The following is a 17,072-nucleotide window of genomic DNA, read 5'->3' on the forward strand; positions in this document are numbered from 1 at the left end:
GCGGATCGCTCGCGGATTCCGCAACCTCGAGAACTACCGACTCCGCATGCTGCTCATCGCTGGCGGCCTGGACGCATCAACCCACACTCAACTCTGAAGAGCCCCTTAACCGATTCAGCCGAAGAAAATTCGGGAGAAAGGACGTCCTCGAATAGAATTCCCATATTGACAATCTGATGAACTGCCTCGTGCAGTAAATTCTCCGCGAGTAGGACGGATGAGTCACAGCTCGTAATCGAAGCTGGCGGGATATGCCTGCACGCCTTCTCCGACAAGACCACCATTCCTGGGAACTCAGGAAGCGTGCACGACGTCACCTCCGGCTCTCCTCCCTGCTCAGTCTTTTTCACCACGGATACTGAACGGACAAAACTGCAGACATAAGGCCAAGCCGAGTCGTAACTCGTGAGCAACTCCAACGCTTCGACAAGCCGCCGACGCAAGTTTTCACTAGCCGCTACGACCACGTGCCCCCGGATATTTAAAAGCGAATCCAAATCGGCCGATCCACGCTCAGTGACATAAAAACTCTGCCCTTTGACACTTATCGACTCGTATATCTCACCCAACGAGTCCACTGGATATGAAGAACTGACCAAATGCTGGTGAGCCCGAAATGGCACGAGGTTACCCGCCATAGCATCGGAGAAGGCGAAGTGGCTCTCAATTACCTTTTTGGGCCCCGATCCCTCGATATAGTGCTGAAATTGACCATGGTTTCTCCTATTCGGTTTCTACTAGCCAGTAGGACACTCCAGAACCTACAGTGTGACGCACCTCTCGTCAAGTGCTCGACGAGACTCAGATAAACCGCCCTCGAGTCACCCTCGGTGCCTCACATACTGGCTCTTCCGGTTTCAGAGTGCGTGACGCGGTCTCTGACTGCCGGGTGTTGGTGATGAATGAGGGGCGGGCTTTGGGTGAAGATAGAAGTTCCTCAACTCGTCTCTCACCCAAGGCCCTGTCGTGCAATCTACCGTTTCTGCCGCGCCGTGTCCCGTCGCTGATGTCATTTGCCGCACTCTCGAGCTGGGCATCCACATCACCGGCGCTCACATCACCGATGATGACATCACTGTCATCGAAGCCTCACCACGCGAACCTCTCGGGTACTGCCCCGAGTGCGGTGCTGAAGGCCGGCTGCGTGACCACGTGATCCGCCGGCTGACGGATGTCCCGATCACCGGCCACCCGACCCGCCTGCACGTACGTCTGCCCCGCTACCAGTGTGTCCACGCCCAGTGCCCGCGCACGATCTTTCAGCACCAGCTCGAAGCGGCCGAACCCGGGGCGAAGACCACGAAACGCGCTACGACCTGGATCCTGAAACGGCTCATCCAGGACCAGATGAGCATCTCTGCTATCAGCAGGGCACTCGGACTCGGCTGGGACCTCGTCAACCAGCTGGCCACCACTGCCGCACAGTCCCTCGTCTACACGCACCCGGACCATCTGGTCGGGGTCCGGGTGCTCGGCATCGATGAGCACTGCTGGAAACACATGCGCGGACAAGGAGAGGACTCCTTCGCAACGATCTTCGTCGACCTGACCCCGCTCATCGACGGGACCGGTCGAGCACGGCTACTGGACGTGAAGGCAGGCCGTTCCGCGAAGGTCGTGACCTCGTGGCTGCAGGAACGCTCCCAAGCGTTCCGTGACAGGGTCGAGGCCGTCACGATGGACGGGTTCGCCGGCTACCACACCGCGACCACGAATGCGCTGCCGGACACGGTGCCGGTGATGGACCCGTTCCACGTCGTCCAACTCGCAGGGCAGAAACTCACTGCCTGCAGACAACGGCTCCAGCAGCAGATCCATGGACACCGCGGCCGGAAGACAGACCTCCTCTATCAAGGACGCCGGACCCTGCTGACACGCAGGTCCCTGCTGAACAAGAAGGGTAGGGACCGGCTGGAGCGGTTGTGGGCCGAGCATGATGACCATGTCGCGTTGGAAGTGACGTACCTCGTCTACCAAGACGTCATCGATGCGTACGAGCATCCCGATCGGAAGACCGGCAAGAAGCTCATGCAGACGGTGATCGAGAGTCTGCGCAGAGGCCTACCTGAAGGGCTGGAGGAGCTTGCTCAGTTGGGGCGGACGCTGTGGCGGAAACGGGCTCAGGTGCTGGCGTTCTTCGATCGTGGTCGCGCGTCGAACGGGCCGGTCGAAGCGATCAACGGACGTCTCGAGCACCTGCGCGGTATCGGTTTGGGGTTCAGGAACTTCGAGCATTACGTCCTGCGCTGCTTGCTCCACTCCGGGCAACTATCGAACCGGGTCAACGCACTCTAAAACCGGAAGAGCCCATAAACCCCAGAGTCAACCAAACCTTCAGCAGTCCCTATAATTCGTTGGCATTATCCAGTTCTCCTTGAGGCGGCACAACATAGCGAGGACCCGTCGCTTCGACCAGCTCCAGTCTAACCACCCTGCATCTACCTTAGGATGACGAACCCATGCCTTACGTCTGCAGCATGCGCATGAGCACGGCGTCGGCGCTGCGGTAGTAGCCGGGCCGGCGGTCGAGTTCGGCGAATCCGTAGGACTCGTACATCGCTTGGGCGGCGGTGTTGTCAGCGCGGACGTCGAGGTGGACGGCTTCGACGTCGTGGGCGCGGGCGTAGTCGAGCAGCGCGTCGAGCAGCCGGCGGCCGATTCCCTGCCGGCGGGCATCCGGGTGGGAGGCGATCGTGAGGATGTCGGCCTGCGGGCCGGAGACGCTCAGGCCTGCGAAGCCGAGGAGCCCCGGGCTCGTGGCGGTGTCTTTCGAGGCGTCGTCGAGGACGATGAAGTGCCGTCCGGGGGCGGCGAGTTCGGACCAGAAGTAGGCCTCTGACCAGGCGTCGGCGCCGAAGATATCGGCGTCGAGGGCGGCGATGGGTGCGATGTCGAACCAGCGCATCCGCCGGATCACCGCGGCATCGGTTCCTGCGGCATCGGTTCCTGCAGCGGGGTCGTCGTTCATCGCAGGCTCGTCTCGCGGCGAGCGGCCGGTGCGGCGTCGGGGGCGCGAAGGTACAGCGGGGTCGTCGGCCACAGCTCACCGCCGGTTGCCAGGATGCGGTGAGCGGCGATCGCCAGGTCCGCAGCGGCAGGAGGTGCGGTGTCGAGGATCGGGTCGGCCGCCTCGGGCACGGCGAGCAGCTCAGGATAGAGCTCGAATCCACCGCCGATGCCCGCCGGCGCCTGCTCCCCTGCCGCCTCGGCCAAGTGGGCTGCGAGATCAGCCGGTGCCGACACCTCGGGCCCGGCCGCGACGACGGGCACGCCGTGCTCATCAACACCGCTGAAGCGGGTCCAGTAGACCTCCTTGCGGCGGGCGTCGGTGACCGCGAGCAGCGGGGTGCCAGGGTCGAAGCGGCGGTAGGCGCGCATCGCGAGCGCGAGGTGGCTGGGCACGCCGTGGACCGGGATGCCGGCGCCGAGGCCGTAGCCGATCGCTGTGGCGATGCCGGCGCGCAGCCCGGTGAAGGGGCCGGGCCCGATGCCGGTGACGACGAGTTCCGGGGCGGGGCGGCCGGCGGTGAGTTCGCGGACGGCCGGGCCGGTGAGTTCGGCGTGCTTGCCGCCGGCGGCTGCGCTCCATTCGGACAGCACGGTCTCGCCGTCGGTCAGTGCCGCGGTGGCCGTGGCCGAGGTGTCGATCGCGAGGATGATCATGCGGGCTCCTGCTCTGCGAAGGCGGCGGCGATGGCGCGGATGCGCGCCTGCCAGGTCGGCCCGGTCGGGATGAGCCGGATCGTGCGGGTCTCGTCCTCTCCGGCGTCGCTCAGGTCGACGACGTCGTCGGGTGTGCTGCCGGGCCCGAGGAGGTCGGAGAGGTCGAGGGCGGCTGCCGAGGGGTCGGCCTCAGGTGCGGCGTCCGGGTCCTCGCCTGCGCGGGTGATGACGATCTCCAGCCGGTCGTCGGCGAGTTCTTCGGCCAGACCACGGCCCCATTCGATGACGGTGACGGCTTCATCGTGGCCGTATTCGAGGTCGAGGTCGGAGAATTCGGCTGCGTCGCCGAGGCGGTAGGCGTCGACATGGACGAGCGGCGGCCGGTCTGAGTTCGGGTTCGCATGCGCGCGGGCGATGACGAAGGTCGGTGAGGACACGCGGCCGGTGACGCTGAGGGCAGTGGCCAGCATCTGGGTGAGCGTCGTCTTGCCGGCGCCCAGGTTGCCGGTGAGGATGAGGACATCGCCGGCATGCAGCTGCGCGGCGAGCAGGCCGGCGAAGCGCTCCATCTCCTCCCTGTCGCCGATGCGCAGGTGCGGGTCAGTGTGCAGGTGCGGGTCAGTGTGCAGGTGCGGGTCAGTGTGCAGGTGCGGGTCAGTGCTCATGCGCCACCGCCTCGGGCTCGGCGCCAGCAGTCGCAGCACTGATGTCGGGCGGGCCGGCAGCGGCTCGGTCGCCGACGGCGATCCGGTCGACGCGCGAGCTGATGCAGGTGACGATCTCGTAGTTGATCGTCTCGCACCATGCGGCCCACTCCTCGGCGCTCGGCCCGGTGGTGCCGTCGCCGATGATGACGACCTCGTCGCCGATCGCCACCTCGGCCGCGGTGGCTGCTTCGGCAGGGCCGAGGTCGAGGATCATCTGGTCCATCGCGATGCGCCCGACGATCGGATAGCGGCGGCCGCGGATGCTCACCTCACCGCGGTTGCCGGCCAGCCGCGGCAGCCCATCCCCGTAGCCGCCGGCCACGAGCGCGAACCGGGTGTCGCGGGCGGTGCGGTACGTCAGCCCGTAGGAGGCACCATGGCCTGCGGGGACGTCCTTGATATTCAGGACCTTCGAGGTCACCGTCATGACCGGTGTGAGACCGAGCTGCGCAGCCGTGCGGTGTTCGAACGGGCTGATGCCGTAGAGGCCGATGCCGGCGCGCACATGGGTGCCCGGCACCGGGTCGAGGGACAGCGCCGCCGGCGAGTTCGCCAAGGTGACCCGCAGATCCGCAGCACGCAGGGCACCGGGCAGCTCGGCCTCCAGCCGGCCGTAGAGGGTGTCGAAGCGGTGCAGCTGGTCGACGGTGGCCGGATCGCCGGGGACATCGGCGTTGGCGAAATGGGTCATGAGACCGGTCACCCGCAGCGGCACCGCAGCGACCGCCGCCTCGGCGTCGCGACCGTCCCCGGCATCGACGGTGCCGCTGACGGGCCGGGGGCAGCTGTCGGCGAGCTGCCGGAGCCGGTTGAGCACGGCTTCGAGCTGAGCGAGGGACAGCCCGTTGCGACCAAGTCCGGTGTCGAGTTTGAGGTGCACGTTCTGCGTGATTCCGGTGGCCTGGCCAGCGGCGATGGCGGATTCGAGCCCTTCGGGCGTGGAGATCCCGAGTTCGATGCCGGCGCGTGTGCAGGCGGTGAGATCGGCGGCCGGCTCGAAGAGCCAGCACAGGATCCGCACGTCTGCGCTCGCCTCTGCATCGGTGCCGAGCAGCTGGGACAGGGCCAGCGCCTCGGGCACGGTGGCGACGGCGAAGTCGCGGATCCCGGCCGCGCATAGGGCCGGGGCGATGAGGCGGGTGGAGTGGCCGTAGGCGTCGGCTTTGACGACGGCCATGAGCTGGGCGGGAGCGATCCGCGCGGCGATGGTGTCGGCGTTGCGGATGAGCGCTGCCGTGTCGATGCGGGCCGTGACGAGCGAGCGGGTCGCGGCAGTGGACGGCGGTGCTGCTGCCATCAGCTGTCCCTCCTGTTGTCGTTCCGTTGCTGCCAGCGAGCCTCTGCGGCGCTCACCGGCCGGCGAGCACCTCGAGGACTTCGCCGGCCAGTGCTGTGACCACGCCCGAGGCGTGGGTTGCGTGAGTGCCGGCGCGGGCGTGCATTGCTACGCCGAGGCCGCCGAGGTCGGCCAGGTCGATGTCGGTTCCGCTGGTGGTGGCCAGCAGCGCACCCAGGATACCGGTGAGCACGTCACCTGTGCCGGCGGTGGCCAGAGTTGCGGGACCTGGCGCGGGGGCGACGACGGTGCCGTCGGGACGGGCGATGATCGTCCGGTTACCCTTGAGCAGCACGACCGCCTCGAGCACCTGGGCTGCGCGCACGGCGTGGGTGACCGGATCGGCTTCGACATCGGCGCGGCTGGGCGCGCCGGTGCCCAGCCGGGACAGCAGCGCGACGAGCTCTCCGGCGTGCGGGGTGAGGATGCAGCTGGTCTCCAGCGGACGGGTGAGCAGGGACAGGCCGCCGGCGTCGATGACAAGCGGCAGATTGTGGGTTTCGGCAGCGGTGATCGCGTGTTGCATCGTCAGCCGGTCCGGGGCGCCGGGGCCGATCGCCCAGGCTTGCACGCGGCCGGTGCCGGTGACGATCTCCGGGTTGTTCTGCAGGACGGTGCCGGTCACCTCGGGCGGGGCCAGCAGTCGCAGCATGCCGACGCCGGTGGCGGCCGCCGCCGAGGCGGTGAGCACGCCGGCACCCGGGAAGCGGGCGGAGCCGGCGACGAGGCCGAGGACGCCGCGGGAGTACTTGTGGTCGCCTGTCTGCGGGCGCGGCCAGAGGGCCGTGAGGTCGGTGGGCTCCGGGACGTGGACGGCCGGGACGTGGGAGGACATGTCGAGGCCGATGTCGACGAGGGTGACCTGTCCGGCTGCCGCGGCGCCGTCGGGCAGCATGAGTCCGGCCTTGTCGGCGCCGAAGGTGACGGTGTGGGCGGCGCGCACACAGGTGTCGCCGCATGCGCCGGTCGAGGCGTCGACCCCGGTGGGTGCGTCGACGGCGATGACGAGCTGGGAGGGCGATGCGACAGGGGCGGGAGTGCCTGTGCCGGCCGAAGCGGGGGTGCCTGCGCCGGCCGAGGCGGGCTGGGGCTCGCCCTGCCAGGCGCGGATGAGGGCGGCGAGGTCGGCGGGCAGGCCGGGTTTGGCGCCGGTGCCGAGCACCCCGTCGATGACGAGGTCGGCGCGGCGCAGCAGAGCCGCGAGCTCGCTCATACGCTCTGCGGTGAAGGGCTCGATGTGCCCGCCGGCGGCTGTGAAGGCGGCGGTGCCGGCCGGGTGCATCTTGCCGAAGACGTCGATGGCGGTGACGTGTGCCCCGCGATCGGCGAGGTTCGCTCCGGCGAAGAGCGCATCGCCGCCGTTGTTGCCGGCGCCGACGAGCATGACGACCCGACTGCCGGAGATTCGGCCGCGGGTGCCGCGGGTGCTGCCGGTCTGGTGGCGTGTGCTCAGCTCGCGGCGGCACACAGTCGCGAGCCCGGCGGCGGCAGTGCGCATGAGCGCCTCCCCGTGTCCGGCGGCCAGCAGGGGTGCTTCAGCCGCCCGCACCGCGGCAGCGGTGTACCCGAGCCTCATGCCAAGTCCCCTCCTCGGCTGGTGCCGTCCGCCTCGGGAACGGCGGCCCCCGCCTCGGGAACGGCGGCCACCGCCTCGGGAACGGTCGCCGCCTCGGGACGGGCGACACCCTCCTCGGGAGCGGCGGCATGCTGGGCGAGGCGCCCGGCGGCGAGCTCAGCGAGGAACCGGGCATGCTGGCCCAGCCCCTCATCGGAGTGGCGGGCGCGCGGCGAATGATTCGAGTCCTGCTCCTCGGCCACCACGCCCGGCAGGGCGGCACCCACGTGGCCGTAGGTGCCGGGGACCTGCTGCAGGACGCGGGAGAAGTCCTCGGAACCCGGCTTGGGCACGGTCACGAGGTGCGTGTGGTCGGGGCCGAACACCTCGGCAGCGGTCTGCATATAGAAGCGCGTCTCCGTTTCATCATTGATGACCGGCGGCAGCACGTTTCGGTACTCGACCTCGGCTTCGAGACCGTGGGCGGCGGTGAGGTCGCGCACGAACTGCGGCAGCTCGGCTTCGGCCTGGGCAGTCGAGGCCTCGGAGAAGGAGCGGATCCCGACCGTGAGCTCCGCGGTGTCGGGAATGACATTGGGCGCGGTGCCGGCGTGGAACTGGCCGACGGTGATGATAATCGGGTCGAAGGCGTCGAAGCGGCGGGAGTTGTACTCCTGCAGCTGGCCGACGAGCATCGCCCCGACCTGGATCGGGTCGCGGGTGGTGTGCGGACGGGAGGCGTGCCCGCCCTTGCCGCGGACGGTGATGTGCATCAGCGAGAACGCCGACATATACGACCCCGGCCGGCAGTACAGGTTGCCGAGCTCCTGATCAGCGGAGACATGCACGCCGTAGGCGGCGATGACCGGCACTCCGGCGGCGTCGAGGACCCCTTCGCGCAGCATGTGGCCGGCGCCGTCGTAGCCCTCCTCGCCGGGCTGGAACATGAAGATGACGTCGCCGGCGAGCTCCGCGCGGACCTCATGGAGCAGGCGCAGCGCACCGAGCAGGCCGGTGGTGTGCAGATCATGGCCGCAGGCGTGCATCGCGCCGTTGGTGGACGCGAAGTCGAAGCCGGTCGCCTCGGTCACCGGCAGCCCGTCCATGTCCCCGCGCAGCAGCACCGCCACCGGGTTCTCCGGGTCGCGCTTGCCGCCGCGCAGCACCACCGTCAGCGAGCTCAGCGACTGCCCGCGGGTGACCTCGACATCGAGCCCGGCGAGCTCCTCAGCTACGCGCGCCTGCGTGCGCGGCAGGTCGAGTCCGAGCTCAGGATGGCGGTGCAGATCTCGACGCAGCCGCTGGAGATCCGGCAGGATCTCGACCGCCGCCGAGTGGCTGATGAGAGACATGTTCCAACCCTAACCCCGGCAGCGGACAACACCCTGCTCTGGCACGGACGAAAACCGCCGCGTTCCGCATCAGCAAGCCGATGTCAGTGCTTCCCGATAGCCTGAGATCACGACGAGAAAGGCAGCCGAAGAACGGCTGCGCACTCCCAAGGAGGTGAGTGGAATGGAGCCAGAAGATGACCCGCAGCTGGCCGTCGAGGTGCCGGCGAGTCCCGTCTCCCTACTGAGCGATCACGTCGCCGCCTACAACCGCCAGCTGGGCCGCTTCGAGGCGGTGCAGATGTACGGGCTGACGCGGCTCGCGTTCGCAGTGCTCAACATCGATGACCGGTTGGCGACTCTGCCGCTGCAGCACCGGCCGGCGACACCACGAGAGGAGGATGCTCCACCCGGTCCCGAGGCGGTGGCCGGCGCCGAGGTGCCTACTGGTTCCACTGGTTGGCCGGCTGGTTCCGGCGGGGCCGGCGCCGAGGAGCCGGACCCGGAATCGATGGTTCGCGTCCCGGCTTTCGATCCCGCCCGGATGGTCGGGTTCGTCCCGGAGCTGCCGGGAGTCACCGCGCCCGAGGCGGTGCTGCCGTCGCCGGGCGATGTCGCCGCTGGTCTGCGGCAGGTGCGCTTCAGCGGTTCGCTCATGTCGTGGTTCTGCGCCAATGACCGAGCGGAGAACGCGATCCGCGTGGTGGTCTCGACGATGCACGACTGCTCGCTGCAGAAGGCGTACACGCTGGTGGCGCGGGCACTGGTGTCATTCGTGGGGCTGCCGCGGCTGACGGCGCTGGTGCTGCGTGGTGAGGTGCCGTTCGAACGGCTCGACTACACCGCCCGGAAGTGCTCGGATCTCTCCCTTGAACAGCTGGAGGAGATGGACATTTCCGTGGCGGGGATTCCCCGGCATCGGGCGATGCGCGAGGTGCGCCGGCACGTCGACATGGAGTTGGCGACGATCGTCCCGCAGGATGAGGCCGCCGAGCAGATCCATGAGCGGCGGGCAGTGCTCTTCGATGCGCTGCCCGACGGCAGTGCGACGCTGACGCTGCGTGGGCCGCTGGCTCCGCTCACGGCACTGTACAAGCGCACACTCGCCTGCGCTCGCGGGGTGGTGCGCCGGCAGCTCGACGCCTTCGGACTGGATTCTGCTGGTCAGCAGGCTGGTGAGCCGAGCATGCCGGGAGGGCCGAGCATGCTGGCTGGTCCGACCGGTCCGGCTGATGCGGCTGGTCCGGCTGATGCGACTGTCGGCCAGCTCATCGAAGAGCGGACGATCCCGCAGACGATGTTCGACATGCTCACCGGCATGGCCCCGGCCACCGAGCTGCGTGTGACGGCCGAGGACGGCGGCGAACAGCTCGTTGAGATCTCGTGTCCGACGAGTGCCGAATGGCTGCGCCGGCAGGCCTGTGTCAACGTCACAGTTCCGGTGCTCACGCTGCTCGGCGAGGCGGACCTGCCAGGTTCGTTGGAAGGACAGCATCCGATTCCGGCGGTGACGGCACGGCAGTTCGCTGCTGAGTCTTCGACGCTGTACCGGCTGCTGACAGATCCGCTGACCGGTGAGGTCCTAGATGAGCCGGCGCAGAAGTACACGGTTCCGCGTGCTGTGCGCACCACAGTGCAGGCTGCGTGGGCATGGTGCACTGCACCTGGGTGCAGCCGGCGGGCCGCGACCTCGGAGACCGATCACATCGAGTCGTTCAACCATCGCGATCCCGCTTCCGGTGGGCAGACGCAGGTAGGAAACCTGCAGCCGCTGTGCAAGAGGCATCACGACCTGAAGACGCGCGGACACCTGCGCGTGCGGAAGGGAGATGACGGGGTGCTGCGCTGGACGATGATGTTCGGGCTGTCCGGGCACACGCGCAAGCCGCGCAACCCGGTTGAGTGCCGGCAGGCGCGCATCATCGGCGAGGCGCTGCCGCAGGAGCAGCGTGAGCTGCTGCGCGATGATGCCGCACCGGGCTCACACTGGGTCACCGGTGACGCTGCCGGCTCCCTGGAAAGCTCCCCGGCTGATAAGACCGAGGTGTATCTCGATACGGCGACCGAGCTCGCCCGGCACTATCTGGGCATGGCGCAGTTCGACGAACTCAGTGACGCTGCACGACGCGAGGCGATGCGAGAGGAGGCATCAGAACAGTCAGGACCGGAGAGCCGCGACGAGGCTCCCCCGTTCTGATTCGGCTGCGGTCTGGCTCAGCTCAGTCTGGTTCAGCTGCGGTCTGGCTCAGCTCCGGTGCCGGTCGGTTCCCCTGCACTGAAGCGGCCACTCGGCCCCTCGCGACTCAGCTCGCCTTCGGCTTCTTTCGCCGCTCTGCCAAGGCGGCGAGTGCCTCAGGGCTGCCTGGAAGGGGCGGCGCTGGCTGATCGACAGGCGGTGCGAGCGGCTCGCCGGAGCCTTCGACGATGACATAGGTCATCGTCACGCGGGCATCATGGGTGATCGACAGGTGGATGCGCTCCCCGCCGATCCGTTTGAAGTGCTCGAGGACCGGTCCGCTCAGCCTGAACGACGGCGCGCCCGATGGTGCTGCAACGACCTCGGCGTGCTGCCATTCGATGATGCCCGGATACTGCATCGCCTTGACGAGCGCTTCCTTCGCGGAGAACCGGGCGGCCAGCGACTCAGGTGTGCGCAGCTTTCCGTTGCGCTTGAGCTGTTCGGCAGGCGTCAGCAGCCGGTCAAGCAGCTCCGGCACCCGCTCGATGTGCTCAGAGAACCGCGGCACATCGGCGATGTCGAGCCCGATTCCGATGATCCCCATCCCAGTCTCCCAGTCTGCCTGTCCGCCGGTCTCCCAGTCTCCCAGTCTGCCTGTCCGCCGGTCTCCCAGTTTCCCAGTCTGCCTGTCCGCCGGTCTCTGTCTTATTCGACGGTGACGGACTTGGCGAGGTTGCGCGGCTGATCGACATCGAGGCCTTTCATCGTCGCCAGCTCCATAGCGAAGAACTGCAGTGGAATCGTCGTCAGCAGCGGCGCGAGCAGCGTCGGGGTCTTCGGCACATAGAAGACCTCCGAGGCATATTCCTTCACAGCCTCATCACCCTCTTCGGCGATGACGATCGTGTTCGCACCGCGGGCACGCACCTCCTGGATATTGGAGATGACCTTCGCATGCAGCGAGTCGCGGCCTTCCCTGCTCGGCACGACGATGAAAACGAGCTGGCCGTCTTCGATGAGGGCGATCGGCCCATGCTTGAGCTCGCCGGCAGCGAAGCCCTCCGCATGGATATAGGCGAGCTCCTTGAGCTTGAGCGCACCTTCGAGCGCCACCGGGAAGCCGACGTGCCGGCCAAGGAACAGCACCGACTGCGTGTCCTGCACACTGCGGGCGAGCTGCTCGACCTGCCCTTTGAGCTGGAGGACCTGCTCGATCTTCGCCGGGATCTGCTGCAGCTCATCGAGGATGACGCGCACCTCATCGGTGAACTTGTTCCCGCGCAGCTGCGCCAGGTACAGACCCAGCAGGTAGCAGGCCACGATCTGCGACAGGAACGCCTTCGTCGAGGCGACCGCCACCTCGGGCCCGGCATGCGTGTAGAGCGCAGCGTCGGATTCGCGCGGAATCGTCGAACCGTAGGTGTTGCAGATCGCCACAACCTTCGCGCCCTGCTGGCGGGCATGGCGCACAGCCATGATCGTGTCCATCGTCTCGCCGGACTGCGACACGGCCACCACGAGGGTCTTCTCATTGACGACCGGGTCGCGGTAGCGGAACTCATGTGCCAGCTCCACCTCGACCGGGATCCGGCACCAGTGCTCGATCGTGTACTTGGCGACCTGACCGGCATAGGCGGCGGTACCGCAGGCGATGACGATCATCTTGTCGATCGACTTGAGGATCGTCTCGTCGACATGGATCTCATCAAGGGTCAGCTTGCCGTCGGCGTCCATCCGGCCGAGCAGCGTATCGGCCACGGCCTGCGGCTGGTCGTGGATCTCCTTGTCCATGAACGAGGCGAAGCCGCCCTTCTCAGCAGCCGCGGTGTCCCAGTCGACGTCGAAGCTCTTGCCTTCGACCGGCGCACCCGCAGCGTCGATGATCGCAACCGCGTCAGGGGTGATCGTGACGATCTCGTCCTGGCCGATCTCCACGGCCGTGCGCGTGTGGTCGATGAACGCCGCAACATCGGAGCCGAGGAAGTTCTCGCCCTCGCCCAGCCCGATCACCAGCGGCGAGTTGCGGCGGGCAGCCACGACGGTGCCCGGCTGGTCGGCATGCACGGCCAGCAGCGTGAACGCGCCTTCGAGCTCACCGGCGGTCAGGCGCATCGCCTCGGTCAGGTCCTTCGTCGCCGCATAGTTCTTCGCCAGCTGGTGGCCGGCCACCTCGGTGTCGGTCTCAGAGAGGAACTCGACGCCGGCGGCCTGCAGCTCCGCCTTGAGCGACGCGAAGTTCTCGATGATGCCGTTGTGAATGACAGCCAGCCGGCCGCCGTCAGCCAGATGCGGATGGGCGTTCTCATCAGTCGGGCCGCCGTGAGTGGCCCACCGGGTGTGGCCGATCCCGGTCATCGCCGCCGGCAGCGGGCGGGCCTCGAGCTCCTCGGTCAGCGCCGAGAGCTTGCCGGCCTTCTTCGCACTGGCGACCTGGCCCTCATCGGTGACGAGCGCGACGCCGGCTGAGTCGTAGCCGCGGTATTCGAGTCGCTTGAGGCCGCCCAAGACGACGTCAAGGGCGCTGTGGCCGGCAGCTTCGGGGGTTGACGATGAAACGTATCCAACAATTCCGCACATAGATTTCAGTTTAAACCCGCAAGCCCCCAGCGTTTGCACGCTCGCGTCCGCCCGGCGCGTGACATCTGCGACTCTGCGGGCGCTGTTCGCCCCCGTTCCCGAGGCGGTGGCTGCGTTCAGCTGAGTGCGTCGCCAACCTCGTTGGCTGCCCGCCGGCCACTTCGGATTGCCCCGTCCATGTAGCCGTTCCATTCGGCTGCGGTTTCGGCTCCGGCCCAGTGCACAGGGCCAACGGGTCGGCGCAGCTCCTCACCGACGTGCGTCCACAGTCCCGCTCCGAGCCGGCCGCCGTAGCAACCGCGCGTGAATGGCTCAGCGCTCCAGTCACGTTGCAGCACTTCGAGCGGCTTCCGCGTATCGTCACCGAAGAAGTCGGCTAGGCACTCCAGCACTCGCGCAGTGCGTTCGTCCTCCGAGAGCCTGGCGAAGGCCTTCGCGTGGTGGCCTTCGACGAAGGCCACGAGGATCCCGGATTCCTCGCCGGGAATGCAGTTGTCGTAGACGAGCGCTACGTCGTGATCAAGGCTGAGCACCGTGCCTCGCAGGCCTGCATCGCGCCAGAATGGGCTGGCATACCGTAGTTGGAACTTGATGACGTTTCCGCCGGGCATCTGGGAGGTGAGAACGTCGCGGTTCGGCGGCATCGGCGGATCGTACCGCAGCCGTCCTGCCAACGTCGGCGGCAGCGTCACGATAACCCGGAGAGCGCGCACATCACCCGTGGCGGTGTGCACTGTGACGTCGTCGTCGCCGTATGTCAGCCCTGTGACTTCAGTGTTGAGGTGTACACGTTCCTTCAGTCGACTGGCCAGGCGTTCGGAGATCTGATGAGTGCCGCCGAGCACGCGTGCCTCCTGAGCCCCGCCGATCGTCGCCATCATGCGATGCAGCCCACCGCCAGAGGCAAGGTAGAAGAGACAGTGAAGAGCGGAGTACTCCTCGGATTCGGCTGCGAAGATCGTTGCCAGAAGCACGTCGAGCACGTCTCGAACTTCAGGCGTCGGAACGTTCTCCGCTAGCCATTGCTGCGTTGTCATGCGGTCCAGTTCCATGGCTTTGTCCGACAGCCATGGTCGCTCGATGTCGATACCAGCACAGGTGCGGTCAATCATGTCTACGGTGGACTGGAACTCAGCGGCCAGTTCGTCGGTCAGTCCGATCGCGTCGTCCTCGCTGGAGTGGATCTGCCCACCGATCGCCAAGAGCGTCTTGCCTTCGTCGTAGACGGTGAACGTCTCCAAACCGAGGTCGTCGATCAGCTCCAGCACGGCGTCCTGAGTCGGCCCGACCCATTGCCCGCCGAGCTCGATCGATAGCCCGTCTGAGAATGTTCCGTTCTCGTTTCGGCCGGCGACCCGGTCTCGGGCTTCGAGCACGATGACGTCGTATCCAGCCTCCACGAGCTGTGTGGCTGCAGTGAGTCCGGAAAGCCCGGCGCCGATGACCACCACGTCGTGATCCGGTGCGACGTTCTGCGTCTTCATAATCCTTGTCTCCGTTCTTTGAGATGCCCATTGCACAAGGCTTGAGCGGGGTCCCTGGGTGGCGACTCAGCAGCACAGGACTTCGGGAGAGAGACCCAGGCTCTCTCCAATTGCTTTTGCCATCTGACCTCGCAGAGCCTCGCGGTCGCGGTACTGAACGAGCCCGTGTGCGTTGAGGCCATCCGCCACCGCAATGATGTGCCAAGCGGTGGCGTCCGGATCTCTGCATTCAACGTCACCGGCATCGACGGCAGCTTCGATCAGCTGTTGGATGAATGCTTGCCACGCGTCCATATGCGAACGCACTTCTGCGGCGATGGGAGGGACCCGCAGACCGTGGCTCCACGCGTCGAGCCAGAGCGCTGAGGAGCCTTCTCGGCCCGCTCTCGTGAGCAGATCGGTCAGTCGCCGCAGCCGGCCGCGCGTGGTCGTCTCTGCTTCCACCACCACGCGAAAACCCTCCAGCTCGGCGGTCAGCACGCGACCGACTGTTTCGGCTCGCAGAACGTCCATCGAATCCACGTAGTGGGCGATAAGCCCCGGTACCACGCCCATCCGCTGCGCCAGAGAGCGCACTGTCACCGCTGCAAGACCATCAGACACTGCAATGGCATCAGCAGCCTCACGCATCTCGGCGCGACGCTCTTCAGCAGACTTGCGCACTCGCGGCCCTGCCATCTCTTGACACCGTCCTGTCCGTTGCCTAGGTTGTGACACACGCCATATTGGTCACCTGACCAATATGACCGCTCCCGCTTGACGCGTCAACCCGACGACCACTGCTCACACCGACGTCGAAGCTGGTGCAACGAAGCACCGCACTCGAGAGGAACCCTCCGCATGACACCTGAGAGCACCGCTATCCACAGTCCGACACTGCGCCGCTCACTCGGCATTCCGACTCTTGTCATGTTCGGTCTTTCGTACATGGTGCCAATGACGGTCTTCACCACGTACGGCATCGTCAACGAGATCACCCAGGGCCATTTGTCGCTTGCCTATGCGGTCACCTTGAGCGCCATGTTCTTCACCGCGGTCAGCTATGCAGTGCTGAGTCGCGAAGTTCCTGCCGCTGGCGCTGCCTATGACTATGCTCGTGCTGGTTTCGGCGGCCATATCGGCTTCATGACCGGCTGGGTCATCATGGTCGACTACATCCTCCTGCCGATGCTCAACTACCTGCTCATCGGCCTCTACCTCCACGAGCAGTTCCCCACTATCCCCGCCTGGGTGTTCTCAATGGCCGCGCTCCTGCTCGTCCTCATCCTCAATATCGTCGGCATCAACGCCGTGAAGCACGCCAATGTCGTCCTCGTGTCGCTGCAGGTGCTCTTCTTCATCATCTTCGCCGTCATGGCGGTGCGGTCCTTCGACCCGAACGTCAGCCTTCTCGATCCGTTCATCGGCGGGGATATCGACGCCTCCCTCATCATGGCGGGAGCAGCGATCCTATGCCTGTCCTTCCTCGGGTTCGACGCAGTTTCAACGATGTCGGAGGAGGCCAAGGAGCCACGGCGGACAGTACCCGTCGCCGTCATCCTCACGACCCTGGCAGGCGGAGGGATCTTCATCGCCATCTCCTGGCTGGCACACGTGGCCCATCCGAACTTCGTCACCGGAGAGAACGCCGACACCGCAGCCCTCGCCATGCTCATGCACATCGGCGGAAACCTGCTCGTCGCGCTCTTCCTAGCCGCGTATGTCACTGGCGCCCTCGGCTCAGCCCTCGCCTCGCAGGCAAGCGTCTCACGGATCCTCTACAGCATGGGTCGCGACGGCGTGCTGCCGCGTCGCATCTTCGGTGTCCTGAGCGAGCGGTTCCGCACTCCAGTCGGAGCGATTCTCGTCGTCGCGGTCATTTCAGTCTCGGCAGTCTTCGCCAGCGTCGATTTCGTCGCCTCCATCGTGAGCTTCGGCGCGCTCACTGCCTTCACCGTCGTCAACCTGGCCGTCGTCTCGATCTTCCTCGTGCAGAAACGTCACCGAGGAGCGCCGTCGATTCTTCTCTACGGTCTCGTGCCGGTCGTCGGCTTCGGCCTGACGTTGTGGCTGTGGACGAGCCTTTCAGGTTCAACGCTGTTCTTCGGCTTGCTATGGGTAGCGCTTGGCGTCGGATACCTGGCCGTCCTCACCCGCGGGTTCCGCGAACCGCCCCCATCCCTCAACCTGCGGGGGTAACCGCTTCAGCCAGGCCGTCGGTCCCCGTTGCCGAGGCGATAGCCGGTGCCTGTGCTCGTATC

Annotated in this window: 13 protein-coding genes; 3 read left to right on the forward strand and 10 right to left on the reverse strand. The window is 66.6% G+C overall.

Annotation, left to right across the window (positions count from 1 at the left end; genetic code table 11):
* The first annotated feature begins 966 nt into the window (after positions 1 to 966).
* Positions 967 to 2,295: an ISL3 family transposase gene (locus tag ACFFN1_RS05480; RefSeq protein WP_376839375.1), complete on the forward strand. Its 1,329-nt coding sequence runs from the start codon at positions 967 to 969 to the stop codon at positions 2,293 to 2,295.
* A 169-nt stretch (positions 2,296 to 2,464) separates the two neighbouring features.
* On the opposite strand, the gene rimI is transcribed toward ACFFN1_RS05480, so the two are convergent.
* From rimI to ACFFN1_RS05510, 6 genes are read right to left on the reverse strand one after another with little or no spacing between them, the layout of a single operon-like run.
* Entirely contained in the window at positions 2,465 to 2,968 is a 504-nt protein-coding gene (gene rimI, locus ACFFN1_RS05485; protein ID WP_376839377.1) for a ribosomal protein S18-alanine N-acetyltransferase, read from the reverse strand.
* On the reverse strand, positions 2,965 to 3,663 hold the full coding sequence (gene tsaB / locus ACFFN1_RS05490; protein ID WP_376839379.1) for a tRNA (adenosine(37)-N6)-threonylcarbamoyltransferase complex dimerization subunit type 1 TsaB: 699 nt from the start codon (positions 3,661 to 3,663) through the stop codon (positions 2,965 to 2,967). The genes rimI and tsaB overlap by 4 nt, the downstream gene beginning before the upstream one ends.
* Positions 3,660 to 4,328 (reverse strand): tRNA (adenosine(37)-N6)-threonylcarbamoyltransferase complex ATPase subunit type 1 TsaE, encoded by a 669-nt coding sequence (gene tsaE, locus ACFFN1_RS05495; protein WP_376839380.1) that lies wholly within the window; start codon positions 4,326 to 4,328, stop codon positions 3,660 to 3,662. The genes tsaB and tsaE overlap by 4 nt, the downstream gene beginning before the upstream one ends.
* A complete protein-coding gene (gene alr, locus ACFFN1_RS05500) occupies positions 4,318 to 5,667 on the reverse strand; it encodes an alanine racemase (protein WP_376839382.1) in 1,350 nt (449 codons plus the stop codon). Before alr ends, tsaE begins: the two co-directional genes overlap by 11 nt.
* A gap of 52 nt (positions 5,668 to 5,719) precedes the next feature.
* The gene (locus ACFFN1_RS05505) at positions 5,720 to 7,282 is read right to left on the reverse strand and encodes an NAD(P)H-hydrate dehydratase (RefSeq protein WP_376839383.1); all 1,563 of its coding nucleotides are present in this window, start codon (positions 7,280 to 7,282) and stop codon (positions 5,720 to 5,722) included.
* On the reverse strand, positions 7,279 to 8,613 hold the full coding sequence (locus ACFFN1_RS05510) for a M20 metallopeptidase family protein (RefSeq protein WP_376839385.1): 1,335 nt from the start codon (positions 8,611 to 8,613) through the stop codon (positions 7,279 to 7,281). The genes ACFFN1_RS05505 and ACFFN1_RS05510 overlap by 4 nt, the downstream gene beginning before the upstream one ends.
* A gap of 163 nt (positions 8,614 to 8,776) precedes the next feature.
* On the opposite strand from ACFFN1_RS05510, the gene ACFFN1_RS05515 reads away from it, so the two are divergent.
* Entirely contained in the window at positions 8,777 to 10,789 is a 2,013-nt protein-coding gene (locus ACFFN1_RS05515; protein WP_376839387.1) for a hypothetical protein, read from the forward strand.
* A 106-nt stretch (positions 10,790 to 10,895) separates the two neighbouring features.
* Here the strand turns inward: ACFFN1_RS05515 and ACFFN1_RS05520 are convergent, their stop codons facing one another.
* The 4 genes from ACFFN1_RS05520 to ACFFN1_RS05535 all read right to left on the reverse strand — a co-directional run bounded on the left by ACFFN1_RS05520 (position 10,896) and on the right by ACFFN1_RS05535 (position 15,495).
* Positions 10,896 to 11,375: a holo-ACP synthase gene (locus tag ACFFN1_RS05520; protein WP_376839389.1), complete on the reverse strand. Its 480-nt coding sequence runs from the start codon at positions 11,373 to 11,375 to the stop codon at positions 10,896 to 10,898.
* Positions 11,376 to 11,476: 101 nt separating this feature from the next.
* Positions 11,477 to 13,348 carry a glutamine--fructose-6-phosphate transaminase (isomerizing) gene (gene glmS / locus ACFFN1_RS05525; protein WP_376839390.1) on the reverse strand — a complete coding sequence of 624 codons (1,872 nt, stop codon included), beginning with the start codon at positions 13,346 to 13,348 and terminating at the stop codon, positions 11,477 to 11,479.
* A gap of 116 nt (positions 13,349 to 13,464) precedes the next feature.
* Complete coding sequence (locus ACFFN1_RS05530; RefSeq protein WP_376839392.1) at positions 13,465 to 14,832, reverse strand: flavin monoamine oxidase family protein; 1,368 nt, start codon at positions 14,830 to 14,832, stop codon at positions 13,465 to 13,467.
* A 66-nt stretch (positions 14,833 to 14,898) separates the two neighbouring features.
* On the reverse strand, positions 14,899 to 15,495 hold the full coding sequence (locus ACFFN1_RS05535) for a TetR/AcrR family transcriptional regulator (RefSeq protein ID WP_376839394.1): 597 nt from the start codon (positions 15,493 to 15,495) through the stop codon (positions 14,899 to 14,901).
* Between the two features lie 246 nt (positions 15,496 to 15,741).
* On the opposite strand from ACFFN1_RS05535, the gene ACFFN1_RS05540 reads away from it, so the two are divergent.
* On the forward strand, positions 15,742 to 17,010 hold the full coding sequence (locus ACFFN1_RS05540) for an APC family permease (protein ID WP_376839395.1): 1,269 nt from the start codon (positions 15,742 to 15,744) through the stop codon (positions 17,008 to 17,010).
* Positions 17,011 to 17,072: the final 62 nt, after the last annotated feature.

This window comes from Brevibacterium otitidis (genome assembly GCF_042429315.1).
Lineage (GTDB): Bacteria > Actinomycetota > Actinomycetes > Actinomycetales > Brevibacteriaceae > Brevibacterium > Brevibacterium otitidis.